Consider the following 26,040-nt stretch of genomic DNA (forward strand, 5'->3'; position numbering starts at 1 on the left):
GCCTCCCTGGTCTCCTCCAGTGCCCGGTCCCGGTCGGCGCGCGTCTGACCGGACCGTTCCTGATCGTGGAAGGCGCGCGCCTCGGCCCGGCGCGCCTCGGTCTCGGCGGCCTCCACCCGTTCGGCCATCTCCCGCAGTGCCGCGTCCCGGGCGGCCTCGGCCCGCTGGGCCCTGCGGGTGGCCTCCTGCTCGGCCTGCCTGGCCCGGCGTTCGGTGCTGGCCGCCTCGTGCAGCGCGGCCAGCGCCTGCTCCCTGGCGGTCTCGGCGTCGGCCAGCGCGATGTCGCGTTCGGCGTTGGCCTCCTCCACCCGGCGCGCCATCGCGTCCCGCTCGCGCCGGGCGTGCTCGGAGGCCTCCCGCGCCAGGCGTACCTGCTCGAAGGCCTGTTCGCGCTCGGTGCGCGCGATCGCCACCCGGGTGTGCGCCTCGGCCTGCACCGCGCTCACCTTGGCCTCCACCCCGGCCGGGCTCAGCTCCTCCGACAGCACCTGCGCCAGCGGGGCGATCGCCGCGATCATCCCCTTCTCCATGCGCTCGTAGAACTCCTCGGCCCTGGCCAGCGCCCCCTCAAGGCCCGGCGTCGCCCGCCGCATCTCGCGTTCGCGCTTGGCCGCCGCCTGGCAGTTCCCCTGCGCGCAGTACGCCCTCGGCCGCCCCCGCCCGGGCCGCTGCTCGATCGGCGTCCCGCAGTGTCCGCACGGCGTCACCGCACCCCGCTCCTGCATGCCGGAAGCCTACTGACACCTTCGATTTTCCAGAAATTAGAAAATAATAAATGAGATCCGTTGCGTTCCGGCCTGACCGGGTGTCGGTGGCGGCCGTCATCCCGGCGAACGCGAGGTGTCCTGTCTCACTCAGTCTGAGGCAGTGGAGTTGGCCCGGTTTGGTGGACACCTGATCTCTGGGAAACCCTGGCTCCCGGAAGAAGGAGTCTGCTGTGCCGAACAACTATCCGCCGGAGTTTCGCCGGCAGATGGTGGAGCTGGTGCGCGGGACGGACGCCGGAGGAACTGGCCAAGGAGTTCCAGCCTTCCGCGCAGTCGATCCGTGCCTGGGTGCGCCAGGCCGACCTCGATGACGGCCGCCGCCAGGACGGTCTGACCAGCGCCGAGAAGGACGAACTGGCCCGGCTGCGGCGCGAGAACAAGATTCTCCGTGAGGAGAAGGAGATCTTGCGCAAGGCCGCGGTTTTCTTCGCGCGGGAGACGGATCTGCCGAGATGAAGTTCCGGCTGATTCATGCGGAGAACGACCACCATGAGGTCTGCCTGCTGGCCCGGGTGCTGGGTGTGTCGCGCCAGGGCTACTACGCCTGGGCGGCCCGGCAGCGGCCCGGCAGCGGCGCGGCCCGTCGACTCGAGCCCGTCGTGACACCGAGCTGACCGAGCAGATCCGCCGGCATCACCAGGCCTGTGATCAGATCTACGGGGCGCCGCGTATCCATGCCGGCCTGCGCGAGCTGGATGGGGTCCGGGTAGGCCGCAAACGGGTGGCCCGGCTGATGCGTGCCGCCGGGCCGGCCGGGGTGAGCAGGGTCCGCCCGTCGACGGGCCGGACCGGGACGTGCTTCGACAATGCGATCACCGAGGGCTTCTTCGCCTCGCTGGAGTGCGAGCTGATTGACCGGAGCACCTTCCGCACCAGGTCAGAAGCCGAACGGGCCCTGTTCAGCTACATCGAGTTCTACAACCCGCGCCGCCGTCACTCCGCCAACGGCCGGCTCAGCCCCGCCGAATACGAACGCCGACACGCGCTCAAGAACGCCCAAGACCTCGACTATGCTGCCGCGTAGTCGCAAGCCCTGATGTGTCTATCGAACCGGGGCAACTCCACCAGGCACGGCAGCAGCGGATTCAACACGGCGCTCGACAGCGTGGACATCACATCCTGAGGAATTTGAATGCGGCCGCCGGGAAACCGCTGAAGCATGGAGTACGTGCGGGACGGCTGGGTCGTCGGTCTGGCGGCGTCGGACACCTTCGAACGGTGCCGGACCTCCTCCTACCACCACGATGACGAGGACCCCGGCCGCGACCATGATCTCGCTCCCGCCGGTGAGCGAACGCGATCACGCCGACCAGCTAGGACAGGAGGGAGGTGTAGGCGATCGAGTGCTGCTGCCCGGACATGAAGGACAGGAACTGCCTGACGAAGGCGCTGCGCGAGTAGCCGTCGCCCCTGCCGGTCAGATCGCGGTGAAAGGCCGTGCGAAACAACGTCTGATACTCCCGGACGTCGATCATCTGGTCGTCGTCGACGTCGGTGACATCGAAAAGCACCTCGGCGATCTTGATCAGCCCGGAGCTGGGCAGGCAGGCGGCCGAGGCGGCGTATTCCTGGCGCGTGACACGTCCGTCGCCGTCGGCGTCGAGATTGGTGTGCAATTCCCCCCACCAGGCGGCGTAGGCGTTGTAAAGCCGTTCCTCGTCTTGTTCCTCCAGGTCGAGCCGGGTCGCGACCTCTCTGGCCATGGCGGCCAGGTCGGGCCAGGCCAGGTAGCCGTCGCCGGTCTGGTCCAAGACCTCGGCGAAGAACCGGTCAGCCGAGCGTGTGGCGTGATTGACCTCCTCGGGAGCGGGGGCGATGAGTCTGAGCATGGCCGCGGCCTGGCCGGCCTTGCGGCGCAGGTCCGCCCACGGCCCGGCCCCATCGCCGTGACGGGGATCCAGCAGATCCATGAACGCGCTGGTGTGCACCCAGCTGTCTGGAAGCAGGCGAGTGGCCAATCCGGCCGTCAGGTAGGCCCCGTGCATGAGCGCCCGCGCCCCGGGGAGGTCAGGCAGGGCCGCACGCCGGCAGAAGGATTCCGGCAGCGACGCGATGGTGACCACGGCGGCCACAGGGCCTGCCACGGCCCGGCCCGCGGCCCACACCGCGGGATGGCCGCGCAGCAGGGGCGGTGCGGGCACGTTGGCGAAGAGCCGGTAGAGGATGACACGCACCGCCTCGGTGCTCTCCAGACGATGGTCGATCATGTCGTCGTAGTAGTGCCAGAAGTCCTGCAACGTCGCGGGGAGCTGGTCGCTGTCACCCTCGAGCAGGGTCAGAAGCGTCCGGAACTCGGTATAGAGCCGTTCCACGGCGGGCCCGTCGAGCGACTCACCGCTCAGCCGGTACATCGTCACCGCCGACTCGAACAGGGTCGCCACCACCCAGGCGCGTGCTTCTGCGTCCATCGCGTCGTAGCCGCGACCTTGCGGATCGGTGCCCGAGATGCGGGCGTGCAGACGGTTGAGGCGAGCCGCTTCCCGGCTGCGAACATGCCTATCCGGGTCGAGCAGCCGTTGCGTGCTCACCACGGTGTTGCGCAGACGCCGCCACGGATGCGTCACGAACGTCGAGTTACTGATCAGCGCCGCGCCGATCTGCGGGTGCGCGGCTTCCAGAACCGTGGCGCGGGTCACCGCGAGGCCCCAGCGTGCCTCGTTGACGAGGCGGTGCAGCATTGAGTTCGGACCGAAGACGTCGACGGTCTCCTCCGCGGTGGGCTGGTTCGTCAAATTCCCTCTCCCGTCGTGGTGGTCGGCTGGCGGACATCGCCGAACCGGCGCCGGCGCCGCCGGTAGGCGTCAAGGCATTCCCAGAGGTGAGTCGCGCGAAAGTCGGGCCACAGCACCTGCGGGAAGACCCATTCGGCGTAGGCCACCTGCCAGAGCATGAAGTTGGAGATCCGTTGCTCTCCGGAGGTGCGAATGACCAGGTCCACATCCGGCGTGTCGGAGTATGGGAGATGCCGGGCGAAGGTGGCCTCGGTGACCTGCTCTGCGGGTACGGCGGCGCGGATCAGCGAACGGGCGGCTTCCACGATGTCGTGGCGTCCCCCGTGATCGAAGGCGATCGTCAGCGTCATCTGCCTGTTGTCACTGGTAAGAGTCATCAGATCGGTGATGTCTTGAGCCAGCAGGGGTGGTATCCGCGGATCGGTCATGCCGAGGAACCTGCACCGGACACCTCGCGCGTGCAACGCCGGTGCGTGCTTACGGATGGCTCGGCGCACGAGTCTCATCAAGATGTCGACCTCGCCCGCAGGCCTCCGCCAGTTCTCGGTGGAGAAGGCGTACAGGCTCAGCCACTTGACACCTGCCGAGCGTGCCGCCTCGATGGTGTCGATCACGGCCGTCTCCGCCGCCTCGTGGCCCGCGGTGCGCGGCAGCGATCGCCGCGTGGCCCACCGCCCGTTCCCATCCATCACACAAGCCAGATGACGCGGCACTCCGCTGATAATTTCCATGGCGAAGCGTGACTCTATCATTACCGAAAGTAGTGTCGGGTGTTGCTGGCCCCGATCGTTGGACAGCGGCGAAGTGCGGGTTCAGCCGATCACGGCCTTCATAGCGTTGAATCACGTCGGCTCGTCACGTCTACCGGAGGAGTTCGTGCACGACGAGCTGACACGCCATAAGTTCTTCACCGTGTCCGGGGCTGCGCCGCAGGCGTTCCTCGCGGCTTACCCCCGGTACGGGTGCGCAGTGCTCCGATCCCTCGGCAGGCCAGGTAGATGGTGAAGGAGATGGTGGTGACGTACGGGCTGATCGGGATGCTGCTGCCCAGTGCCAGCAGGATGCCTCCCAGCATCGAGGTGAGAGCGAACACGACGCTGAGCAGCGTGACCAACCAGGTCATCTGCACCGTGTCGACCGCGACGATCTGACCGGTCAACAGCCCGAACTTGTTCGCCGCCCGGCCCTTGTACAGGGCCAGGAACAGCACACCCAGGCCGAGACCGAACGGCATCAGCACCCCGATGATCGAGTTGCGGTCCCGGGCGCGCACCCCCAAAGCGCCAATGATCAGCGCCGCGACGATCGAGCCGGCCAGGGAGCCCGCGGCGACGTTCACACCGATCAGCAATGCCGCGGAGGCGCCGGCGAAGGAGAGCTCCGCGACACCGTGCACGGCGAAGGCGAGGTCACGCATCATGACGAAGGTGCCGATGATGCCACCCACCAGGCCCAGCATCGCTCCCGCGACAAGAGAGTTGCGAACCAGGAACAACAGTTCGCCGTAGTTGTCGTAGTTGAAGATCTGCTCACGCGGATCGATGACGAGAGCCCGGTTCCCCCTGACTCCTGGGGACGTGAGGGTTCCGCGAGTCATTCTTTGCCGTGGGGGTTCGCGCTCGTCGTCGTCCTGCTGGTGGTGGGCCGCCTCGCTCTCGCGCCGCACCTGACGGCGCCCGCGTTGCAGACGTGGGCCACGATCTTCGTGGCGATCTGCGTGCAGGCGTTGCCGTTCCTGGTCTTCGGGGTGGCGCTGTCGGCGGCGATCACGGCGTTCGTCCCGGCGTCGTTCTGGACCAAGGCACTGCCGAGGCATCCGGCCGCCGCGGTGCCGGTGGCCGGGATGGCGGGGGCGGTGTCACACCGGCGAAGAAGAAGGGCCAGTGGTATGTCATCCGCATGCAGATCGCCTGCTGCGCCGCTGACGCCTTTCCCCTGAAGGTCGCGGTCAGGGGACTGCAGGCACCGCCCGCCGACACCTGGGTCGAGGTCACCGGCACCTGGATCCCGCAGACCTTCGGCACAATGCCCAACGGGGTCATCTACCCCCAGATGACCGGCAAGAGCCTCACCAGGGTCGAGGCCCCCGACGAGCAGTACGAGTAACGCCGGAGAGCAGATACGGGCTCGGGCTCACCTTCCCGGGCAGTGTCAGCCGCCAAGCGACACGACGTCATAAGATCCCAGCGGACCACCGGCAGACGCCGGTGGTCCGCGACCGTTTCCGGCCGGTCCGGGATAGTCCAATCGACCAGGTCAGTGGCGATCGGGCCGGACGTGGAACGACGCCATCTGGACCGATCGGCGATCCCGGTCGGCCCGGCTTTCTCACCGTCAGCCGTGCCGGACCAGAGACCACGGTTTGGCGGCAACCCGCCGCGATCCCGCGGCCGACCATCCCGCTTCTTTGAGCAGATCGTCGCGGAGCGTGCGGCAGACGCAGTCGTCGGTGATCTCCACAGTCCTCTCCCCGGTGTGCGGCGGGAAGACCTCGTTGCGCCCCTGACTTGAGCCGAAGCCGATCTCGCTCGTGTCGCCGGTCACCCCACGCGCACTTCTTCGCGGTTGCGAGGAGGTGGTTGAGCAGCGTGGCCGTGCCCGAGTGTCGCGTCCGCGGGGCGTCTCGCCGCGGCCGTCAGGCGTTGTAGGGGTCCTGGCCCGAGCGGATCCGGCCGGTCATGGACTTGAGGGCCTCCAGGGCCGTGAGGTAGGTCATCGGGCCGAACGACACCCGTGCCACGCCGAGCGCGGCCAGCCTGCCCAGGTCCATGCCGGGCAGGAAGGTCACGTTGACCGGTCCGGCGATGGCTTTGACGAGTTCGGCGATCACCTCCTCCGAGGGCGCCAGGATGGGGAAGACGCAGTCGGCGCCGGCCTCGAGGTAACGGCGGCCGCGTTCGGCGACCTCCTCCACCGAGGGCGAACCGGTCAGGAAGAGATCGATCCGGGCGTTGATCACCAGGTCGGGGCTCGCCGCCCGCAGCGCCGCGATGCGGGCGGCCTGCGTGTCCACGTCGAGCAGGCCGCCCGCGCGGTGGTCGCTCTCCTCGAAGTTGAACCCGGCCGCGCCGATGGCGGTGAGCCGCTCGACGAGCTCCGCGGGCGGCAGGCCGTATCCGGCCTCGGCGTCCACGGTCACCGGTACGTCCACCGCACGGATGATCTTGGCCGCGATGTCCAGCATCTCGTCCACGGGCGCGCCCTCGTGGTCGTCGTACCCCAGCATGGCCGCGATGGACGCGCTGGCGGTCGCCAGGGCGGGGTTTCCCGCCTCGGCCACCACGGTGGCGGAGGCCGCGTCCCACACGTTCGGCAGGATCAGCGGGTCGCCGGATCTGTGCAGGTCGCGAAGCAGCGCGGTCCGGGTGTTCGTCATTGGCCGTTCCTTGTCGTCGGGGTCGGTGCGTCATAGGTATGAAGAAATCGGGCCTCCGTTTGTGACAGGACCGCGATGTGATTACCGCCACAACGGCCCGCTGCCCGGGTGGCCGCTGTGAACCCCGCAGGGGAGTTCCGCACGAGCTCGGTCATCGCGGCTCCTCCAGGCTCGGGTTCAGGCCGCGGCGATGTCCGCGTTCTTCGTGATCCTGCCGCGCATGAAGAACTGCCGGACATAATGGCCGATGACCGGCCATTCCCGCCCCGCTGAATCGTCAGAGATATGCCCCTTCTTATATGCGTCGCCATTCACGAAACCCGGGAGGGGGTGACCGGAACGATTTCCCCGCGACCGGGTCGACCGCGCATGCCGGTCTGCGGCGCCGGGAGCGCCGCGGCTCGTCGCGAACCCGGCGCGCGACCGTGGGCGGGACGCCATCGGACTGCGGAGGGTTGTGACCTTCAGGGACCGGGCTCCCTCCAGGCATGGAGCTTGTCCGGATTCACGATCACCCAGATCTGAGTGATGCGGCCGCCGTGGACGGCGAAGGCCACGATGCCGTTGACTTCGCCGTTCACATGGCTCACCAGGCCGGGGCAGCCGTTGACGTTCTCCTCGGTGAGTTCCTGGGCGAACTTGTTCCGGAGCAGGCCGAGAAAGTAACGCGCCGTCTTCTGGGCGCCGAGGATCGGACGCAGGGCCACCCGGGCCTTTCCTCCGCCGTCGGCGCGCACGGTGACCTGGGGGTCGAGCAGGCTGATCAGGCCGTCGAGGTCTCCGTGCTCGCAGGCGACCCTGAACGCGGAGACGACGTCGCGATGCTGGTGGGCGGTCACCGCACAGCGCCGGTCGGACCGCAGATGGCGCCGGGCCGAGGCGGCCAGCTGACGGCAGGCCGCCGGACTGCGCCCCACGATCTCGGCGATCTCGGTGTAGGGCAGGTCGAAGACGTCATGCAAGACGAAGGCGACCCGCTCGGCGGCGGTGACGGATTCCAGCATGACGAGCACGCCCATGCTGACGGAGTCGTCGAGACTCACCTGCTCGGCGGGATCGCCCGGCCGGGACTTCCCGGCGCTGGTCCACCGGGCCTCGTCCGGAAGCGGATCGGGCAGCCAGTCCCCCACATACCGCTCCCGGCGTACCCGGGCCGAATTGAGCTGGTCCAGGCAGATCCTGCAGGTCACCCGCACCAGCCACGCGGTCGGCGACCGGATCTCGCGCCGCGCCTCGTCGGACAGGCCGTACCACCGCGCGTAGGCCTCCTGCACGACGTCCTCGGCGTCGTTGGCGGAGCCGAGCATCCTGAACGCGATGTTGACCAAGGTGACGCGATCATCGGGCGTCACAGCGCCGCGCCCGTCGAAGATCGGGCGCAGGGAGGGGGTGGCCTGCCGCCGGTCAGGTGGCACCACGGCACTCCTTCGCGATCCAGGTGGGCCTACCACGGAGAATCCCTGTGTCGCCCGTTGCCCGAGTTATGCCGCTGTGCGCCACGTCCATCCTCCCTCGCGAGCAAAGAGCCTTTGGCGTCGTCCAGACTCGGCGCAGGTGTACGGACAGGGCGGCCAGCCCGTTCGTGACCATGCATGCGCGGCGGGTCACGGCACCGGGGCCGGCGCCGAGGCGCATGCCGGCCGCCCTGACCGGGGGAACGAGACGCGGCGGCGATGGCCCGGCATCGAACTCGGGGTCTTCGTCGACGGCGGAGGGGGAGGTCCGTCCCCGCCACACGCGACATCGCCGGCCGATCCCCGCGCGTCACCTTACTCGGAGGGCCCCTGCGTCGTCGTCAGGGTATGAGCCTCACGCAACTGTGGAAAGCCCGCCTCGCGCGCGGCGGTTACGCGGACGTGGTGTCGGATCGCCACTCCAAAACGATCCGGGCGGCCGACGGCATGCCCTGCGGCACCGTACCCGGTGCCCGGCGCAACGAGGTCGACGACCGGCGCGTTCGCCGGACGCCGGCCCGGGAACGCCGCCGCGCCGGCGCCTGTCTCCCCCGCCTGTCGTGAGCCGGACCCTGTCGTGAGCCGGACCCTGGTCGAGGCCGGTGACGACATCCTGCCCGGACTGCGGGAGGTCCTCGCCTGCCGCACCGCGGACGTGCGGCTCGGCGCCGGGCCGGCACCGGCGGCGCTGTGGCCTCAGTCGAGCACGGTGTGGCCGAGGATGTGGTCGCGAAGCAGGGCCCCCGCTTCGGGGTCCCCGCGTTCGAACGCCGCCATGAGCGGCTCGTGGCCGGCGGCGTTCTCGCAAGGCCGCATCCGGAACAGCCGGATCGACAGATGTGTCCACACCTCGATGCCGAGTGAATCCCACACCGCCAGGAGCACGTCGTTGCCCGAGGCCGCGACGATCTCGCGGTGGAACGCGACGCCGTGACGTACCTGGTCGGCCACGGAGGAGGCGGCCGTGGCCCGGTGCAGGCCGGTGAGGTGGACCCGCAGCGCCTCGACGGGCGGGTGACGCAGCCGCACGGCCGTCTCCTCCAGGCCCGCCCGCACTTCGTAGATCTCGCGCAGGTCGGTCACGGTGAGCCGGCGGATCCGCGCGCCCTTGTGCGGCGACGACTCGACGAGCCGGAGCGCCTCCAGCTCGCGCAGCGCCTCGCGCACCGGAGCCTGGCTGACGCCCAGCTCCACCGCCATGCGCCGTTCCACCACACGGTCACCGGGCCCCCATCGGCCGCTGATGAGGCCGTCGAGCACGGCCTGCCGGATCTGATCACGAAGCGGGAGTCGTGTGACAGTTTTCACAGGTCCATGGTGGCAGATGAAAACACCCGATGATCGATCATCGGGTGTTTAATGGTGATATGGAGAAGGACGTTGACCCGCAGGAGACCGCGGAATGGCTGGAGTCGCTGGAGGCGGTCCGCCGGGCGGCAGGTCCGGAACGGGCCGAGTATCTGCTGAAGCGGCTGGCCACGAGCAGCCGGTACATCAACACCGTGCCGACGTCGGAGGAGCCCGGCTACCCCGGGGACCTCGAACTGGAGGAGCGGATCGCGGCCTACGACCGGTGGAACGCGGCGGCGATGATCACCAGGGGCAGCCGGCTCGGGCTCGGCGGCCATCTGGCCACCTATGCTTCGGCCGCCTGGCTGTACGAGGTCGGGTTCAACCATTTCTTCCACGGCGACCACGACCAGGTGTACTTCCAGGGCCACGCGTCCCCGGGCGTCTACGCCCGCGCGTTCCTGGAGGGACGGCTGACCGAGGGGCAGCTCGACCTGTTCCGGCGCGAGCCCGAGGGCGGGCTGCCGTCGTACCCGCACCCGCGGAGCATGCGCGGATTCTGGCAGTTCCCCACGGTGTCCATGGGCCTCGGGCCGCTCAACGCGGTCTACCAGGCCAGGTTCAACCGCTACCTGCACAACCGCGGCATCAAGGACACCTCGCTCAGCCACGTATGGGCCTTCCTCGGCGACGGCGAGATGGACGAGCCCGAGTCCACGGCGGCCCTCACCCTGGCCGCCCGCGAAGGGCTGGACAACCTCACCTTCGTGATCAACTGCAACCTGCAGCGGCTCGACGGACCGGTGCGCGGCAACACCCGCATCGTCCAGGAGCTCGAAGGCGTCTTCAGGGGCGCGGGCTGGCACGTCGTCAAGGCGCTGTGGGGCGCCGAATGGGACGGGCTGCTCGGTTCGGACGAGCTGGTGTCCCGGCTGAGCGAGATGCCGGACGGGCAGTTCCAGACCTTCGCCACCTCGACCGGGGCCTACATCAGGCAGCATCTGTTCCACGGGCTGGACGTGCCGTACTCCGACGAGGACCTGCGGCGCATCGTCGGCGGCTCGCGGGCCGGCCACGAGCCGCGCAAGGTGCACGCCGCCTACCGCCGTGCCCTCGACCACCGGGGCGCGCCCACGGTGATCCTCGTGCAGACCGTCAAGGGGTGGACGCTCGGAGCCGGGGTGGAGGCGCGCAACGCCAACCACCAGATGAAGAAACTCACCCAGGAGGAGTTCCGGGCGCTGCGCGACCGGCTCGGGCTGCCGGTGCCGGACGAGGCGCTCGACGCGGACCTGCCGCCGTACCTGCACCCCGGAGCCGACTCGCCCGAGGTCCGCTACGTGGCCGAGCGCCGCCGGGCACTGGGCGGGCCCATCCCCCGCCGAACCGTCTCCCACCGGCCGCTGCCGGCGCCGGCCGAAGGGCCGTTCCGGTCCCTGGAGAAGGGGTCCAAGCAGCCGATGGCCACCACGATGGCCTTCGTCCGCCTGGTCAAGAACCTCATGAAGGAGCCGGAGACCGGGCGCCGCTGGGTGCCCATCGTGCCCGACGAGGCCAGGACCTTCGGCATGGAGTCGCTGTTCCCCACCGCCAGGATCTACTCGCCGCTGGGCCAGCGTTACGAATCGGTCGACCGGGACCTGCTGCTGTCCTACCAGGAGGCGGTCGACGGCCAGCTCCTGATCGAGGGCATCACCGAGGCGGGATCGATGGCGTCGTTCACGGCCGCCGCCTCCAGCTACGCCACCCACGGCGAGGCCATGATCCCGTTCTACATCTTCTACTCGATGTTCGGCTGGCAGCGGACCGGCGACCAGATGTGGGCGCTGGCCGACCAGCTCGGCCGCGGATTCCTGATCGGCGCCACCGCGGGACGGACCACGATGACCGGCGAAGGGCTGCAGCACGGCGACGGTCACTCCCAGCTGATCGCCTCCACCAACCCCGCGTGTCTCGCCTACGACCCCGCCTTCGGCTACGAGGTCGCGGAGATCGTGCGCGAAGGGCTCCGGCGCATGTACGGGCCCGACGGCGAGGACGTCTTCTACTACCTCACCCTCTACAACGAGCCGCTCCCCCAGCCCGCGATGCCCGAGGGCGTGCGCGAGGGCATCCTCAAGGGCATCTACCGGTACTCCAGCGGCGGCGGCCAGGCCCATCTGCTCGCCAGCGGCACCGCGATCCACTGGGCACTGGCCGCGCAACGGCTGCTCCAGGAGGAGTACGGCGTGGGCGTCGACGTCTGGTCGGTCACCTCGTGGAGCGAGCTGCGCCGCGACGCGATGACCTCCACCGCGGTGCCCTACCTCCGGCAGGCCCTGGCCGGGACCGAGGGCCCGGTGATCGCGGTCAGCGACTGGATGCGCGCCGTGCCGGATCAGATCAGCCCGTGGATCGACCGGCCGTGGACCTCCCTCGGCACCGACGGGTTCGGCCTCTCCGGCACCAGGGAGTCCGTACGCGAGCACTTTGGCGTCGACCCGCGTTCGATCGCCGACGCCGTGCTCAAGTCCGTCGAGGAGGCCGACCGGAGATGAGCCGGTCGCCCGGCTGCCGAGGCGAGCTTGAGCGGTCCGGCGGCAGCGCGCGCCTGCCCGTGGAACCCCTCCGGTGAGAGGACGGCAGCGGGCGGGTACGGATCCTCACATCCGCGCCGGCCATATCGTCATAGGTGCATGACAGACGAAGTACGGCGGGGGGTGCGGATCCTCGACGACACGGCTCCCGCCGGGCGCCGGACCCTGCTGGGGCTCGCCTATCGGATGCTCGGTTCCCTGCACGACGCCGAGGACGTCGTGCAGGAGGCGTATTCACGCTGGTACGCGATGGCCGAGCGGGAGCGGCGCGACATCAGGTCGCCCATCGCGTGGCTGAGCAGGGTGACGAGCCGGATTTGCCTGGATCACCTGATGTCGGCCAGGGTGCGGCGCGAACACTACGTGGGTGAGTGGATCCCCGAGCCTCTGCGCGACCACGGCGCCTGGACCAGCGCCGCCGGCCTGGTCGACGACCCTGCCGACCGGATGACGCTGCGGGAGTCCGTCAGCATGGGCATGCTGACGGTGCTGGAGACGATCACACCCGCCGAACGTGTCGTGTTCGTGCTGCACGACGTCTTCGGCATGCCGTTCACCGAGATAGCCGAGGTGGCCGGCCGCAGCCCGGCGGCCTGCCGCCAGCTCGCCGTCAGCGCACGACGCAGGCTGGCCGGGGAACGGGCCCGCCCGGCGAGCGATGTCGAGCGGCACCGCGAGGTCATCTCCGCGTTCAGGCGGGCCTGCGAGAGCGGGGACATCAACGCTCTGGTCGCCACGCTGGATCACGGCGTGGTCGTTCATTCCGACGGCGGGGGCAGGGCGCACGCCGCCCTGCGCCCGGTCGTCGGCGCCCAGAAGGCGGCCCGTCTGTTCCTCGGCCTGCTACGCAAGCAACCGGGTATGGAATTCAGCGGAGAGGACGTCAACGGACGGCCCGGTGCCGTCATCCGCAGGGGCGGCGTCACCGTGGCGGTGATCGCGACCGAAACCCGCGGCGAGGTGCTCACCCGGATGTGGATGGTCGTCAACCCCGACAAGCTGCACGCCTGGACCGGCCAGGGCGCCGGCCGAACGACACGCGGCCTTCCTTCAGGCTCGTAGCCGGAGCGTGCCGCCGGCTTCAGGCCGCACGCAGCGGCTGCTCAGGCGTGCGGATCAGGTCCGCGACGGAGTCCTGGATCCGGTGCCGGTACGGCCGGCGTGAGCCGTGGCCCCGGGAGGTGAGCCGACCGTTCGTGGTATCCGCCGTCCGGGGATCGTGTGATGATCCCGGTCTCCACGCCGTGCTCGGCCACGTGGCGGTCCGTCTGCTGCAGTGCGAGGCAGATCCGCCGGGTGACGACGAAGGCGATGACGGGGCCGGCGACCACGGCGAACCTGAAGAAGATCGTCACAGCCTCGAGGGTGAGGTGGAACCGATGAGAGATCTGGTCGTTGGCCGCGGCCGCCCACAGCAGGCCGTAGAACGTGACGCCGGCGACCGCGACGGCCGTCTTCACCGGCGTCTCGCGTGGCCGATCGAGCAGGCCGTGCGCGAGCGTCCCGCGGGCCGTACGGCTCGTGGTCCTGGGCCGGCCCAGCGCTTCGCGGCGGCCGCGTCGCGAGACGAGGGAGCGCTCGGCCGCCGGGTAGGCGGCCAGGACGGTGAGGAAGACCCCGGGTATCACCAGTGTGGGGACGAGGACCGCGAGACTGAGCGTGTGGTCCCCGATGGTGAGTTCCCACCCGGGCATGATCCGGAGGGCACCGTCGAGGAACCCCATGTACCAGTCGGGAACCGAGCCCGCCGAGATCTGCGTCGGCTTGGCGGGGCCGTACAGCCACACAGGGGCGATCTGGAAGCCGAACCCGAGGATGATCAGCATGCCGATCGTCGCGAGCGCCATCATCGGGCGTGCGCTCCGCCGCGCCGGCAGCGAGGCGACGAACCGGGAGTGGCCGTGCCGCCGCACCAGCAGTTCACGGGCGATCAGCAGCGCGGCCACGACGACCGCGATCAGCAGGTGCCCCCCGTACATGACCGAAACGACCCTGTCACCGGGGAAGTCCGGGCCGAACAGCACCGACAGCGCCCAGGTTCCGACCACGGGGACGGACTGCGCGACCGACATGATCAGCCACAGGCTCCCGCTCGACAGCATGTCGTCGGGCAGGGCGTTGCCGGTCTCGCCCGCGGCCATGCCCAGCGCCAGCAGCGCCACCCAGATCAGCCACTGCCCGGTGCGCGGGCGACGGAACGCGCCGGTGAGGAACATGCGCAGCAGTTGCGACACGACGGCCGCCACGAAGACGAGCGCCGCCCAGTGGTGGATCTGGCGGATGAGCAGGCCGCCGCGCACCTCCAGGCTCAGATGCATGGTCGAGTCGAAGGCCTTGCTGACGAGGAATCCGCGTAGCGGACCGTAGGAGCCGTCATAGGTCACCTGGGACATGCCGGGGTCGTAGAACACCATCAGCATCGCCCCGGTCACCGCCAGGACGACGAATGACCAGACGGCGATCTCCGCGAACATGAATGACCAGTGCGAGAACTGAAATGAGCGGCGCTTGGCCGTCGAGGAAAGCATTCGGGCCCCTAACCTTGCCTTACTCACATGACGAAACAGAGTCGGCGGTTGTGACGGCGATGGCGCGTCGACGACGGTGACAAGCGTCACCACCGCCGGACCGGCGTCATGAGGGCCGGACACGACCGCGCCGGTCTCGGACGGCACCTGTGCGCCAGGTGAGGGTGAGGCTGGACGCCTCATCACGCCGCGCAGGCCGGTCAAGCCGGGTCCCGCGACCGGGCCCGCTCAGCGGGATCGCCCCGAAGCGGGCGACCGGGCGCTTTGAGCCGCACCGTCCTGGATCATGGACATCCGTCCGGCACCATCACAAAAAGAGGTCCTGTCTCGTCGTGTCGAGTAAGAACGCGGAGAGGGTCGTCCACCGCCGGGCATCGATCCGCCTCGTCACGTCGGCTGGAACGGGAGCAGCGGTTTGATGTCTCTGAAGGACGTTGAAAGGTCGGCCCGAGCGTCGCCGCGGCCGATGTGATGGTTTCGGCGATGACGGCGGACACCGCGCCCGGGCCGGCAGGGGGTGTACTGGAGTGAACACGTGAAGCTGTCCAGCGGGGTCGAGTGGGCACTGCACTGCTGTGTCGTCCTGACCACGGTACGAGAACCGGTGCCGGCCGCGCGGCTGGCGCGACTGCACGACGTCTCACCCACCTATCTCGCCAAGCAGCTCCAGGTCCTCTCGCGTGCCGGTCTCGTCCGCTCGGTCCAGGGCAAGGCGGGCGGCTACCTCCTCACCCGCTCCCCCGAGCTGATCACCGTGCTCGACGTCGTCGAGGCCGTCGACGGGCCCGGCCCGGCCTTCGTCTGCACCGAGATCCGCCGGCGCGGCCCGCTGGCCGCCGCGCCGGAGTCCTGCACCACGTCCTGTGCCGTCTCCCGCGCCATGGCCGGCGCCGAGACGGCCTGGCGGGAGGCCCTTCGCTCCATCTCCGTCACCGATCTGGCCCACGACGTCGGCTCCGACCTCGGCCCCGGCGCACTGACCGGGATCAGGACCTGGTTGGACGCGGGTGAGGCCGAACCGGCAACCTAGCCCGCGGCTCTCAGGCGATTCGGGCCGGCCCGGCCCTTCACACGGAAGGAAAGCGCCCTTCTCGATCTCCTGGGGGCCGATCACCCGTTGACGGCGAGGAAGATCTTGTGGTGTTGCCCCCGCTCGACCGGGGTTCCAGCCCCTCAGCGGCGTACCGCGTCCCGTGAGTTCCCGGCAGGATCCGCGCCTCCGGCAGGCCGGGGTTTCGGCGATGGGACCCGGAGTCGAAGCCGGTACTTCGCCAGGATCTACAAAACCTCGTCCTTCCTCCACGGGCTGACGCCGATTTTCCCGGTGGTGCCGAGATCGAGCTCCGGCGTCACCATCACAGGACGAGCACCGGCCTTCGCGTTCACCCTGACGTACGGCAGGTTCACGGGGGTGCCGGCGGTGACGGTGTTGCGCCACAGCAGGCCGGCGGACGCGCTCTCACCCGGTTTCAGGGTCACCGCCCGAGGCGGGTCGTCGAAGCCGGTGACGGCGGAGATGCCGCCGCTGCCGTGCAGGACCTTGACGCCGGTGACGGGCTTTCTGTCCTCGTCGAGGAGCTGGAGCCGCGGGTAGCCGTTGAGGCGGTACGTGCGGGTTGAACAGTTCTCCAGACGGAGCCCCACCACGCGGAGCCCCATGGCGGCGTCACCGTTGCCGGATGTGACGCGGATGCCGGAGGGCGGGCAGGAACCCGCCGGGGCGGGTGCCTCGTCCGCCGGGACGCTTCTGACCTCGGCGATTCGCACACGCACCCCGGCGGACGCTTGCGAGGGAAGCCCGACCAGGTCGACCGTGCGCTTCACGGTCTGGCCGGGCCTGACCGATGGAACCGTCTGTTTCGTACCTGCCAGCGCCTCTCCGGAACGAGACACGAACTCGAAGGCGATGGTGTACGTGAACGGTTCGGTCTCGTGGTTGGTGACCTGGAACTCAGCGGAGAACGGGAGGAGGTCGCAGGTTCGGGACCGTCCGCTCAGGCCAGTGATCTTGACGCCGTGTTTCTCCAGATCCGCGGAGCCGCCGGGAAGTACCGAAGCGCCGGACGTGGGCGGCGTGCCGGTGGACGGGGCGCATGAGGGGTCACCGCGCCGGTCTGCCGCGCCGGGCTCCTGCGATCCGCCGCCTCGCACAGCGGTCTCCTCCCATCCGCACGCCGTGAGGAGCAGGACTCCAGCGAGCACTGCGGGAAGGCCGAGGGAGGTGGTACGCATCCGATCGTGACGCACGGCAGACCTTGGCTCGCAACGATGGGGAACAGGCTGTCGAGGCCTCGTATGGCGTGATCATATGAGGCCGAAGGTGTGTGATCAATGCACTCCGGCATCGGCCGTGGCCGCGTCTTCAGCATCAACGGCAGCGCGAGCCGGTTCTCAGCCGACTGCGTACGGCCCGTCGCCGACTCGGCCTCCCCCGGCCGGCGGCTCGGTGCCGACTCTGATCGAGCTGACCGGGGACCCCGACCGCGTCCTCACCGTCTCAGACTTCGCCGCCGCGGCCGAACTGGGCGCCGGGGTCACCCACATCGAGATGCGCTACGACCGGATGGACGAGTTCGCCCGGCTGGCCGGCGAAGGCGTCCTGGTCGTATCGGTCGCCCGTGCCTACCCGCTCGACCGGATCCAGGAGGCGGCCAAGCTCAGCCGGTCCCGCCGGCCCGCCGGCCCGGCGGCCCGGCGGCCCGGCGGCAAACTCATGCTCGTCCTGTGATCGCCTTGCCGGCCCGGTCAGGCGAGAGACCCCCATCGAGGAGCAGGGCCGGGCATCTCCTCCTCGCCGAAGGGCGCCGCCTTGTGTATCGCGCACCGATGAGGTTTCCGCGCCGCGCCCGTCTGTACGTGTGAGATCGACTCACGAGAGGCTGGCACGATGCGGAAACTGATCTTCGGCATGAACATGACCCTGGACGGCTACATCGCCGCGACCGGCGACGACCTCGGCTGGAGTGGGGGGGAGGGACCGGACTCATCGCCGAGCGACGAGCTGTTCCAGTGGTGGTCCGACCGGGTGGACGCGACGGGCCTGGCGCTGTACGGGCGCAAGCTGTGGGAGGCGATGAGCTCCCACTGGCCGACCGCCGACAAGCAGCCGGGTGCCACACCGGCGGTGATCGAGTTCGCCGGCCGCTGGCGGGACATGCCGAAGGTGGTGTTCTCCTCGACGACCAGCACGGTCGACGGGAACACCCGCCTGGTCACCGGCGACGCGGTCACCGAGATCACCAGGCTCAAGGCCGACGACGGCGGCCCCATGGACATCGGCGGCGCCACACTCGCCGCGACGGCCATGCGGGCCGGGCTGATCGACGAGTACGTGATGGTCACCCATCCGGTTCTGGTGGGCGGCGGCACTCCGTTCTTCACAGCCCTGGACAACTGGGTGAACCTTAGCCTGGTCGAGACCCGGACATTTCCCGGCGGCGTGGTGCTGACCCGATACGAGACGAGGCGATGAGCACGGGCCAAATGCTCGGTTCGTAAGGCCAGGTTGCAATTCTTCCTGGCGTGCTCACCGTGGTCCTCGGCGATGAGGGAACCTTTTCCCGGCCCTTCCTCGCGTTCCGAGTGAGCTGTTGACCGACTCGCCGAAGATGAGGACGACGGTGACGCCTGCCCGTGCGCTGGACTCGTCCCCGACGGGGACTTGTCTGATCACAGCGTCGCGGGCAGGCCCAGCCACGGTTTGTCGGTGGCGTCGAATCCGGTGAGCTCGGCGATCTTCCCGTCGACGATGTGCAGGACCGCGATGTTGAACAAACGGTGTTCCCGGTCGTCGGGGGTGCGGAGGTACAGCACGGCGGCAGGCATGCGGTTGACCGTCGTGGCGATGCAGCGCCAGTCGTCGTAACCGCGCTGGAAGAGCCCATGGGAGACCCAGCCGTCCACCGCGTCCTTGGCCGTGACGATCAAGGTTCCCGGCTCGGGCAGCATCGCGAAGCGCAGGTCGTCGCGCAGCAGGGCCATCAGCCCGTCGAGGTCGTTGCGCTCGTGGGCGGCCATATACGACTTCACCACGCCGCGCTCGTCATCCGACAGCTCGTGCGCGGCGGGGCTCCGCCAGTCGAGGCGGCGGCCGGGCAGCTGCTCGCGCATCGTCACGCGCGCCCGCTGCAGCGCGCTGGTCACCGATGCGACGGTCAGCTCGAGGGCGCCGGCGGCCTTCGACGCCGGCCAGCCGAGGACGTCGCGCAGGATGAACACCGCCCGCTGCCGCGGCGGCAGGTGCTGGACGGCGACGATGAACGCCAGCTCGATCGTCTCCCGCGCCACCACCGATTCCTGCGGGTCCTCCGGGAGCATCCGGTCCGGGTAGGGCTGCAGGTAGCGCACTTCCGAGTCCGCGCCCGGCAGCTCGGCAGGCACGGGTGTGCGGTCGTTGCGCTTCTCCAGGAAGTCGAGGCAGGCGTTCGTCGCGATCCGGTACAGCCAGGTCCGCAGCGCGGCGTGGCCCTTGAACGACTCCCGCTTGTTCCACACCCGCAGGAACGTCTCCTGCGTCATGTCCTGGGCGTCCTCGTAATTCGCGAGCATCCGGTAGCAGTGCACCCGCAGCTCACGGCGGTAGCGCTCCGTGATGAGCGCGAACTGTGCTGCGTCATTTGAGCGGGCCGCCGCGATGAACGCGGACTCGTCGTCATCTGGCAGTCTGGCGTCGGTCATGGTCGTCAATCCTTCCGCGGGTGGCGAGGGGCTAGCAGAACTGACGATGTAGCGGAGGATTTCTGAGCGGTGAAGCCGCTGACACCGGGCCGTTCGTCAGGCCGGATGGGCCGGGGCCGATCCAGGGACGTGTTCGGGTCGGGCACACCGTCGATGTCGAGGTGGGGTCCCCGTGGTACGGGGGAAAGATCGGGCGGAGATGCCCGGCCCGGCTGATCGCCCAGTGCGGCGGCCGACCCCGGCCGGCGGCAAGCCCTACGCGTCGTCCTCGGCGTCCGGGTCACGCAACGGACGGTGGCTGCCGCCGAGGTCGGGTAGGTGAGCTCGTCGATGCTGATGTGGTGGCGCACGAACGGCGACAACCGCGGCACGTCCTCGACGAGCACCGGATAGCCCTGGGCGCGTACACCAGCCGCTGCCGTCAAAGCTCCGCCTACCGATGCGACAGTACCTTCCTACGAGACGAGACGAGACGCGGCGCCGAGACGGGACGCGGCGCGGTGTCGGCAGAGGCGTTCTCCGGCGTCGGGCGGTCGCCGCGGCGGAAGGAACGAGCGTCTCAGGGGCGCTCAGGGAAGTTCTCGTGAGGCGTGGTGTCACCCGGCTCCTCGGTTGACGGGGTCTGCGGGGGTGTCCGGAGGGTGAGGAGGCGACTGATCGTCTGCTGAGCGGTGGCTTCGCGCTGTTCGGCGGCCTGGGCGCGGTGCTCGGCCCGTTCCAGTGCCTGCCGCAGGGCTTCCAGCCGGGCGTCGGCCACCGCGGTCGCGGTCTGTGCCTGGTCGCGCTGGGACTGGGTTCGCCGCAGGTCCGCACGTTCGGTGGCGAGCTCTTCCTCCAGGCGGGTGAGCTGCGCGGTGAGTTCCTCGCGTACGCGGCCGGTCTCGGCGCGGGCCGCCTCAGCTTCGCGGTGGGCCTTCTCCCGGGCGTTCTCGGCGCGCTCGGCGCGACCTGCGGTGGTGTTCAGGTCGGTACGCGCCTGATCGAGGTCGGCGGTGCGGTCGGCCAGGGCGTTTTCCAAGGTGGCGGTCCGGCGGTCGTGTTCTGCGGCCACGGTGGCGGCCTGGCGGCGTTCGGCCTCCAGGACCGCCTGCAGGGCGTCGCGCTCGGAGGTGATCCGCCGGACCGCGCGCTCGGCGGCGGCGGCGCGCTCGGCGGCCGCGGTGGCGTCCTGCTGGGCGCGGGCCCGGGCGGATTCGTGCTCGCCGGCCGTGCGCCAGGCCGCGCGTTCGGACTCCTCGGCCCGCTGTTGCGCCGCGGCTGCCTTCTCCACGGCCTTCTCACCTGCGGCGATGGCGGCCTCGGCGCTGTCGTGGGCGGCGACGGCGCGCCGGTCGGCGGCGGTGACGCGTTCGGTGGCGCGCTGCTCGGCGGCCGCCGCGGCGGCGCGGGCCTCTTCGGCGGCCTGTTCGGCGGCGTCGATCTGGGTGAGCGCGCCGGTGGTCGCGGCGGTCAGCGCCTCGGTGAAGGCGGCCAGCTGGGCGCTCCACTGCTCGCCCGCGCTCAGCAGATCGCCGTTCAGCGCGCCGGTGCGGCGCAGCGCTTCGACGACCACCGGGGTATGGGCCGCGGTGCGGGCGCGGTGCGCGGCGGCGCGGCAGGCGTCCCCGCAGTACAGGGCCGGGCGGCCGCTGCGGCGGCCACCGCGGCCCAGCGGCTCGAGCCGGTTGGCACACCCCGAACGGGCGCACATACGCCCCGCATCGGCATCGTCCGGGCTCGCCTCGTGGGCCGGAACGGTCTCTGTCGCGGAGGAAGGGTCGTCGCTCACCCGCAAAGCGTAGCATCGTACCGTTCGCAAACGATCGACTTTTCGTTCGTTCGAAACGAAACTTGGAAAGCAGGTGTAACCCAAGCAGGCTTGCGATAACTTTCCTTATCGCAAGCCTGAAATGTCGAAAGGATGATCTTATGAAGGGGTATCCCTGCTGCAAATCTGCAGCGGGATGTCAGTAGGCAGGTCAGAGGCACTTTTCGACTGCCGGTGATCATCTACAGAAATCTTTTCTGAGGTGGCATCACGCCGCCGGAGGCATCGGCAGGCTACAGGCTGAGGCGTTGCGCAGGAGGTGTGGTCGCGCTGATGAGCGTGGACGTGGCGAACCAGGGCCCAAATGGCTTGCCATGAGAAGGCGGCGGAGCTCGCCGCTACGCCGGGCGCGGAGGTTCTTCACTGCTCGCAGGTCGGCCGACCGGCGCAGGACAGGCCCCTAGGAGCTGTTTGGGGTTCGGATCTATGTGAGGCTCGGTGGTGGGCTGGTCGTGGCTGGTAGAACTCGGACGTGGCGCGCTTTGATGTGACGGATGCCGAGTGGGCGTTGATCGAGCCGTGTCTGCCGGTGGCGGCTACCGGGCCGCTTCCTCGGCGGGTGCGTGATCAGTTCAACGGGATCTTGTGGCGGTTTCGCACCGGGTCGGGCTGGCGTGACGTGCCGGAACGGTATGGGCCGTGGTCCACGCTCTACTCCCGGTTCAACGGCTGGGCCAAGGCCGGGGTGTTCCAGGGATTGATGGAAGCACTGATCGCCGAGGCCGCCTTGCGCGGGCAGGTCGGGCTGGAGGTGGTCAGCGTGGACTCCACGATCGTGCGGGCACATCAGGAGTCGGCCGGGCTGGCGGTCGCCGGGGAGACCCTGGATGCGCTGGAACAGGCACTGACCGAGGAAAAGGGGGCTCCGCTGGCGGAGCAGCCACCGGTGCTGCGGGTGATGCGCCGCAGGTCACACCCAGCGCGGACAACGCGGACACGTCGCCCGCGCCTGATCGTGCCGCCACGCGGCGACGCCGAAAGGCCCGCGCGAAGGCTGCCGGGCTCGGCCGATCCCGGGGCGGGCTGAGCAGCAAGGTCCATGCCGCGGCCGACGCGGCCGGGCTGCCGCTGGCCTTCGTGCTCACCCCCGGCCAAGCCGGCGACTGCCCGCAACTCGTCACCGTCCTGGACAAGATCCGCGTCCCCGGCCGGGTCGGCCGACCTCGGACCCGCCCTGCCGCAGTGGCCGCGGACAAGGCCTACTCCTCCAAGGCCAACCGCTCCTGCCTGCGCCGCCGAAAGATCACCGCGGTCATCCCGGAGAAGACCGACCAGCAGGCCAACCACAAGAAGAGAGGTTCGGCGGGCGGGCGGCCCGTCGGCTTCGATCCGGAGCGCTACCGGCAGCGCAACACCGTCGAACGCTGTTTCCAGAAGATCAAGACCTGGCGCGGATTAGCCACCCGCTACGACAAAACCCCGGAAAGCTATGAAGCCGGACTCTACCTCCGAGGCTCGATCATGTGGCTGAAACTCCTCACCTCACCCACATGATCCGAACCCCGAACAGCTCCTAGAGCGGTCCCGGCCTACCGGCTCGGCCAAGCCTTCGCCCAGGGCGAAACCCACGCGCAGCAGACGATCGCAGGCTTTTGCCCGTGAGCCCGTCCTTGGTATCGGTGGGCCCGCCCGCCACGCCGACGTGCTCCAGATCGGGCGCGCAGATGACGGCAAGGACGGCCAGCACTCAGCCGGACTGACTTCGAGCTCTTCACAGGCCGGTCACGCTTGCCGGGTGAGGAGATCACGGGTACGCGCCGGGCAATAGGGGTGCCGTTAACGAACGTGTCGCCAGCCCCAAATGAGCATGAAGCCGCAGGTCAACGGCGTGCCGTGGAGACCATGACGGCTCGGGGCACTCATTCTTTCCCCAGGAGGAGGACCGCCTGGTCTGGGTGATCGACTTGGTTGACGGCTGGTGACACGTTCGTTAACGGCACCCCAAATCCGGCACGGCACCGCCCCGGCGAACGCCCTCCGTCGTCGTACGGAGCCACGAGGACCGCATTCCGGATAGGGGTTGTGCGGGCTCGCGACAGCTCCGGCGGCGCGGCCGATGACCGTGGCGGGCATGGGCCACAGGCTGCCGCCGGAGACGCACGAGGAGCCGGCCGCCGCCGTGCACGCGCACACGGCCGGGTGGCGCCCGGCGCGGACGGCGCCGTCCGCGCCGGATCGGCCCGCCGGGAGAACCTGGCGCCCCGTCTCTGACCGCGACCTTGACCGGGGCGTAAGTTTTCTGTTTTCCCTATGTACGGCGGCCCCCGGGCGATGCACGATCAACATCCGGCACACCCCCTGGCAAAGGTAGGCCCCTTGTCCAAACGCCATGCCCTCCGCATCGCCCTCGTCATCGCCGCGGTCCTCGGCTGGACCGTGGTCCCCGCCGGTACAGCGACCTCCGACTCCGTCGCGCCGCCCGGCTCCATGTCGGGGCTGGGCGACTCGATCACCCGCGGGTTCAACGCCTGCGGCTGGTTCGCCGACTGCACCAGCCGGTCGTGGTCGACGGGGTCGAGCACCTCGGTCGACAGCCACCGCAACCGGATCAGGACGCAGAACCCCGACCTCACCGCCTACAACGACGCCCGGTCGGGCGCGAAGATCGCCGACCTCGCCGGGCAGGCGAGGACCGCGGCCTCCCGGGGGGTCGACTACGTGACGATCCTGATGGGCGCCAACGACGCGTGCGCCTCCTCGGAGTCGTCGATGACCTCGGTCGCCGACTTCGAGAGCCGCTTCCGGGCGGCGATGCAGGAGCTGGCGGCCGGGATCCCGCAGGCGTCGGTGTTCGTCGCCAGCATCCCCGACATCAAGCGCCTGTGGGCCGTCGGCAAGGACAGCTCCTCGGCGCGCACGGCCTGGGCCGCCTTCGGCATCTGCCAGTCGATGCTGGCCGCTCCCCGTTCGACCTCCGCCGAGGACGAGGCGCGCCGTGACCGGGTCAGGCAGCGGGTCGTCGACTTCAACGGCGTGCTCGCCCGGATCTGCGCGGAGTACGGCACGTGCAGGTACGACGGCGGCGCCGTCTTCTCCTACCCCTTCACGCTCGGGCAGCTCAGCACCTGGGACTACTTCCATCCCAGCACCAGCGGGCAGCGGGCCCTCGCCGAGGTGACCTACCAGGTCCTCCAGGCCGCCCCGGTGGCGGTGCCCGACGCGTGAGCCGTCATGAGGTACGGGCGGGGCGGTCCGGCTCCCCGGGCCCCCGGCCCGTTCCAGCAGGGCGCGGACCTGCTCGGCCTCCGGGACACCGAGCTCCCGGTAGAGGCTGAGGGCCAGCCGCCCGTGCTCACCGGCCCGCTCGGGGCACCCGAGCGCGAGGTGAGCGCGAGCGCGGCCGTGTGCTCCTCGACCGCCCGGGCGGGGTCGTCGGCCGCCTCGGCCAGCCCGTTGAGCGCGGCCGCCTCGTCGGCGGTGTTGCCGAGCTCGCCCTGACGCCGCAGGACGACGCCGAGTTGGTCGAGGGTCATCGCCTCCCCCGCCAGGTTGCCGACCTTGCGGTGCAGCACCAGTGCCAGGTCGAGGTGGCGCCGGGCCTCCTGCGGACGGCCCGCCCGGTCGAGGACGAGGGCGAGGATGCCGAGCACGTGGGCCTCGCCCCAGGTGTCGGCGCCGATCCGGGTGAGGTCGAGTGCCCGCTTGAGGTACGGCTCGGCCCGCTCGTCCCGCCGCCGCAGGGCCACGTTGCCCAGCGTGAGCAGCGCCAGGGCCCGTTCGCGGGCCTCCTCGCACATGTCGAGGGCCTGATGGGCGTGCTCCTCCGCTCGCTCGTACTCGCCGAGCCGCCAGTGGGTCCACGCCAGGTCGGCGAGGGCGCGCGCCTGGACCGCGCGGTCGCCGAGCGCGCGGCTGCGCTGGAGCGCCAGGGAGTGCAGGGTGAGCGCGTCGTCGTGGTGGGCCCGCTCGAGGAAGGGGCGCATCGTCAGGGCCAGGAGGCCGAGGCAGATCTCGGGGCCGTGGACGGCGGTCGCGATGATGTTGGAGCGTTCGGCGTCGAGCCAGGCGAGCGCCTGCGCGGCGTCGCGGATGGGCGCGACCGGGGTGGCCGGCGGGGGGGGACGCCCTCGCGCTGGGCGACGCTGTCGGGAAAGAGCCGGTCCATCGCCGCGCGGGAGCGGTGCAGGTAGTAGGCGAGCAGCCGCATGACGGCGCCGTCGTCCTCGGCGATCGAGCGGGCGTGCTCGCGGAGCAGGTCGTGGAAGGTGTAGCGACCGGGTTCGAGCTGCAGGAGCATGTGGGCGTCGAGAAGTCCTTCGAGAAGCTCCTCGGCCTCCTCCTCCCCGATCCCCGCCAGCGCGGCCGCGCCGCAGGGGTCGATGTCGCGGCCGGGCACCAGCCCGAGCAGGCGGAACATGCGCCGCTCGGCCTCGCCGAGGTGCTCGTAGGAGAGGGTGAAGGCCGCCGACACCCCGTCCAGGAGCCGGCGGTGGTCGCGCAGCCGGCCGGCGAGGTAGGACACGGTCCAGCGGGGGCGGTGCTGGAGGCGGGCGGCCGAGATGCGGATGGCGAGCGGGAGGTGCCCGCACAGCCGCAGCACCTCGCGTACGGCGCCGGGCTCGCGGCGGGCGCGCTCTCCCACGATCCGCTCGAACAGCCCGGCGGCGTCCTCCTCCCCCAGCACGTCGACCGACAGGGCGTGGGCGCCGTCCAGGTCGACGAGCCGGCGCCTGCTGGTGACCAGGACGAGGGTGTCGGAGCGCCCCGGCAGCAGGGGGCGCACGTGCTCGGCGTCGAGGGCGTTGTCCAGCACGACCAGCACGCGGCGGTCGGCCAGCTCGGCACGCCACAGAGCGCTCCGCTCGGCCGATGTGACCGGGATGCGGTCGGCGG

General features: G+C 70.0%; 22 protein-coding genes and 4 pseudogenes. 11 read left to right on the forward strand and 15 right to left on the reverse strand.

The features are described from left to right. Positions 1 to 725, reverse strand: a pseudogene (locus AB0G15_RS40330) (hypothetical protein); the annotation flags it as partial. 248 nt (positions 726 to 973) lie between these two features. On the opposite strand from AB0G15_RS40330, the pseudogene AB0G15_RS40335 reads away from it, so the two are divergent. Continuing rightward, positions 974 to 1,791: pseudogene (locus AB0G15_RS40335) on the forward strand (IS3 family transposase). Positions 1,792 to 2,080: 289 nt separating this feature from the next. Here AB0G15_RS40335 and AB0G15_RS40340 read toward each other — a convergent pair. From AB0G15_RS40340 to AB0G15_RS40355, 4 genes are all read right to left on the reverse strand, one after another. After that, entirely contained in the window at positions 2,081 to 3,499 is a 1,419-nt protein-coding gene (locus AB0G15_RS40340) for an EF-hand domain-containing protein (RefSeq protein WP_362850693.1), read from the reverse strand. Continuing rightward, complete coding sequence (gene uppS, locus AB0G15_RS40345) at positions 3,496 to 4,251, reverse strand: polyprenyl diphosphate synthase (RefSeq protein WP_362850695.1); 756 nt, start codon at positions 4,249 to 4,251, stop codon at positions 3,496 to 3,498. The genes AB0G15_RS40340 and uppS overlap by 4 nt, the downstream gene beginning before the upstream one ends. A gap of 155 nt (positions 4,252 to 4,406) precedes the next feature. After that, the gene (locus tag AB0G15_RS40350; RefSeq protein ID WP_362850697.1) at positions 4,407 to 5,096 is read right to left on the reverse strand and encodes a metal ABC transporter permease; all 690 of its coding nucleotides are present in this window, start codon (positions 5,094 to 5,096) and stop codon (positions 4,407 to 4,409) included. Further along, positions 5,093 to 5,299, reverse strand: a complete 207-nt coding sequence (locus tag AB0G15_RS40355) for a hypothetical protein (RefSeq protein WP_362850730.1) — start codon at positions 5,297 to 5,299, stop codon at positions 5,093 to 5,095. The genes AB0G15_RS40350 and AB0G15_RS40355 overlap by 4 nt, the downstream gene beginning before the upstream one ends. Between AB0G15_RS40355 and AB0G15_RS40360 the strand changes: the two genes are divergently transcribed. Together AB0G15_RS40360 and AB0G15_RS40365 are read left to right on the forward strand one after the other, a co-directional pair. Beyond that, entirely contained in the window at positions 5,247 to 5,438 is a 192-nt protein-coding gene (locus tag AB0G15_RS40360) for a hypothetical protein (RefSeq protein WP_362850729.1), read from the forward strand. The two genes, AB0G15_RS40355 and AB0G15_RS40360, sit on opposite strands and share 53 nt — an antisense overlap. Beyond that, positions 5,378 to 5,605: pseudogene (locus AB0G15_RS40365) on the forward strand (hypothetical protein); the annotation flags it as partial. The gene AB0G15_RS40360 and the pseudogene AB0G15_RS40365, both read left to right, overlap by 61 nt. 228 nt (positions 5,606 to 5,833) lie before the next feature. Here AB0G15_RS40365 and AB0G15_RS40370 read toward each other — a convergent pair. The 3 genes from AB0G15_RS40370 to sigJ (AB0G15_RS40380) form a co-directional block, all read right to left on the reverse strand. After that, positions 5,834 to 6,043, reverse strand: coding sequence for a hypothetical protein (locus AB0G15_RS40370; protein WP_362850699.1), 210 nt, complete (start codon positions 6,041 to 6,043; stop codon positions 5,834 to 5,836). 91 nt (positions 6,044 to 6,134) lie between these two features. After that, the gene (locus AB0G15_RS40375) at positions 6,135 to 6,875 is read right to left on the reverse strand and encodes an isocitrate lyase/phosphoenolpyruvate mutase family protein (protein ID WP_362850701.1); all 741 of its coding nucleotides are present in this window, start codon (positions 6,873 to 6,875) and stop codon (positions 6,135 to 6,137) included. A gap of 464 nt (positions 6,876 to 7,339) precedes the next feature. Beyond that, positions 7,340 to 8,293, reverse strand: a complete 954-nt coding sequence (sigJ, locus tag AB0G15_RS40380; RefSeq protein ID WP_362850702.1) for an RNA polymerase sigma factor SigJ — start codon at positions 8,291 to 8,293, stop codon at positions 7,340 to 7,342. Between the two features lie 384 nt (positions 8,294 to 8,677). Here sigJ (AB0G15_RS40380) and AB0G15_RS40385 point away from each other — a divergent pair, with 384 nt between their 5' ends. Continuing rightward, entirely contained in the window at positions 8,678 to 8,893 is a 216-nt protein-coding gene (locus AB0G15_RS40385) for a hypothetical protein (RefSeq protein ID WP_362850703.1), read from the forward strand. 132 nt (positions 8,894 to 9,025) lie between these two features. Here the strand turns inward: AB0G15_RS40385 and AB0G15_RS40390 are convergent, their stop codons facing one another. Next, the gene (locus AB0G15_RS40390) at positions 9,026 to 9,637 is read right to left on the reverse strand and encodes a GntR family transcriptional regulator (RefSeq protein ID WP_362850705.1); all 612 of its coding nucleotides are present in this window, start codon (positions 9,635 to 9,637) and stop codon (positions 9,026 to 9,028) included. A gap of 59 nt (positions 9,638 to 9,696) precedes the next feature. Here AB0G15_RS40390 and aceE point away from each other — a divergent pair, with 59 nt between their 5' ends. Both aceE and sigJ (AB0G15_RS40400) read left to right on the forward strand, forming a co-directional pair. After that, positions 9,697 to 12,156 (forward strand): pyruvate dehydrogenase (acetyl-transferring), homodimeric type, encoded by a 2,460-nt coding sequence (gene aceE / locus AB0G15_RS40395; protein WP_362850707.1) that lies wholly within the window; start codon positions 9,697 to 9,699, stop codon positions 12,154 to 12,156. A gap of 138 nt (positions 12,157 to 12,294) precedes the next feature. Next, the gene (gene sigJ / locus AB0G15_RS40400; protein ID WP_362850709.1) at positions 12,295 to 13,257 is read left to right on the forward strand and encodes an RNA polymerase sigma factor SigJ; all 963 of its coding nucleotides are present in this window, start codon (positions 12,295 to 12,297) and stop codon (positions 13,255 to 13,257) included. A gap of 41 nt (positions 13,258 to 13,298) precedes the next feature. Here the strand turns inward: sigJ (AB0G15_RS40400) and AB0G15_RS40405 are convergent, their stop codons facing one another. Continuing rightward, positions 13,299 to 14,723 carry a cytochrome b N-terminal domain-containing protein gene (locus tag AB0G15_RS40405; protein WP_362850711.1) on the reverse strand — a complete coding sequence of 475 codons (1,425 nt, stop codon included), beginning with the start codon at positions 14,721 to 14,723 and terminating at the stop codon, positions 13,299 to 13,301. A gap of 535 nt (positions 14,724 to 15,258) precedes the next feature. On the opposite strand from AB0G15_RS40405, the gene AB0G15_RS40410 reads away from it, so the two are divergent. Then, positions 15,259 to 15,753 carry an Rrf2 family transcriptional regulator gene (locus AB0G15_RS40410; protein WP_362850713.1) on the forward strand — a complete coding sequence of 165 codons (495 nt, stop codon included), beginning with the start codon at positions 15,259 to 15,261 and terminating at the stop codon, positions 15,751 to 15,753. Positions 15,754 to 16,001: 248 nt separating this feature from the next. On the opposite strand, the gene AB0G15_RS40415 is transcribed toward AB0G15_RS40410, so the two are convergent. Then, positions 16,002 to 16,874 (reverse strand): DUF4232 domain-containing protein, encoded by an 873-nt coding sequence (locus AB0G15_RS40415; protein ID WP_362850715.1) that lies wholly within the window; start codon positions 16,872 to 16,874, stop codon positions 16,002 to 16,004. Positions 16,875 to 17,169: 295 nt separating this feature from the next. On the opposite strand from AB0G15_RS40415, the gene AB0G15_RS40420 reads away from it, so the two are divergent. Together AB0G15_RS40420 and AB0G15_RS40425 are read left to right on the forward strand one after the other, a co-directional pair. Then, the gene (locus AB0G15_RS40420) at positions 17,170 to 17,451 is read left to right on the forward strand and encodes a hypothetical protein (RefSeq protein ID WP_362850717.1); all 282 of its coding nucleotides are present in this window, start codon (positions 17,170 to 17,172) and stop codon (positions 17,449 to 17,451) included. A 159-nt stretch (positions 17,452 to 17,610) separates the two neighbouring features. After that, positions 17,611 to 18,195 (forward strand): dihydrofolate reductase family protein, encoded by a 585-nt coding sequence (locus AB0G15_RS40425; RefSeq protein WP_362850719.1) that lies wholly within the window; start codon positions 17,611 to 17,613, stop codon positions 18,193 to 18,195. Positions 18,196 to 18,392: 197 nt separating this feature from the next. Here the strand turns inward: AB0G15_RS40425 and AB0G15_RS40430 are convergent, their stop codons facing one another. Beyond that, on the reverse strand, positions 18,393 to 19,400 hold the full coding sequence (locus tag AB0G15_RS40430; RefSeq protein WP_362850720.1) for an RNA polymerase subunit sigma-70: 1,008 nt from the start codon (positions 19,398 to 19,400) through the stop codon (positions 18,393 to 18,395). 559 nt (positions 19,401 to 19,959) lie between these two features. Continuing rightward, complete coding sequence (locus tag AB0G15_RS40435; RefSeq protein ID WP_362850721.1) at positions 19,960 to 21,168, reverse strand: hypothetical protein; 1,209 nt, start codon at positions 21,166 to 21,168, stop codon at positions 19,960 to 19,962. A gap of 511 nt (positions 21,169 to 21,679) precedes the next feature. On the opposite strand from AB0G15_RS40435, the pseudogene AB0G15_RS40440 reads away from it, so the two are divergent. Beyond that, a pseudogene (locus AB0G15_RS40440) lies at positions 21,680 to 22,701 on the forward strand (IS5 family transposase). Positions 22,702 to 23,523: 822 nt separating this feature from the next. Then, positions 23,524 to 24,372, forward strand: coding sequence for an SGNH/GDSL hydrolase family protein (locus tag AB0G15_RS40445; protein WP_362850723.1), 849 nt, complete (start codon positions 23,524 to 23,526; stop codon positions 24,370 to 24,372). Here the strand turns inward: AB0G15_RS40445 and AB0G15_RS40450 are convergent. Together AB0G15_RS40450 and AB0G15_RS40455 are read right to left on the reverse strand one after the other, a co-directional pair. After that, positions 24,327 to 25,130, reverse strand: coding sequence for a tetratricopeptide repeat protein (locus AB0G15_RS40450; RefSeq protein WP_362850725.1), 804 nt, complete (start codon positions 25,128 to 25,130; stop codon positions 24,327 to 24,329). The two genes, AB0G15_RS40445 and AB0G15_RS40450, sit on opposite strands and share 46 nt — an antisense overlap. Positions 25,131 to 25,132: 2 nt before the next feature. Continuing rightward, a partial coding sequence (locus tag AB0G15_RS40455; RefSeq protein WP_362850727.1) for an NB-ARC domain-containing protein occupies positions 25,133 to 26,040 on the reverse strand: 908 nt, incomplete at its 5' end.

Source organism: Streptosporangium sp. NPDC023825 (assembly GCF_040639575.1).
Taxonomy (GTDB): Bacteria; Actinomycetota; Actinomycetes; order Streptosporangiales; family Streptosporangiaceae; genus Streptosporangium.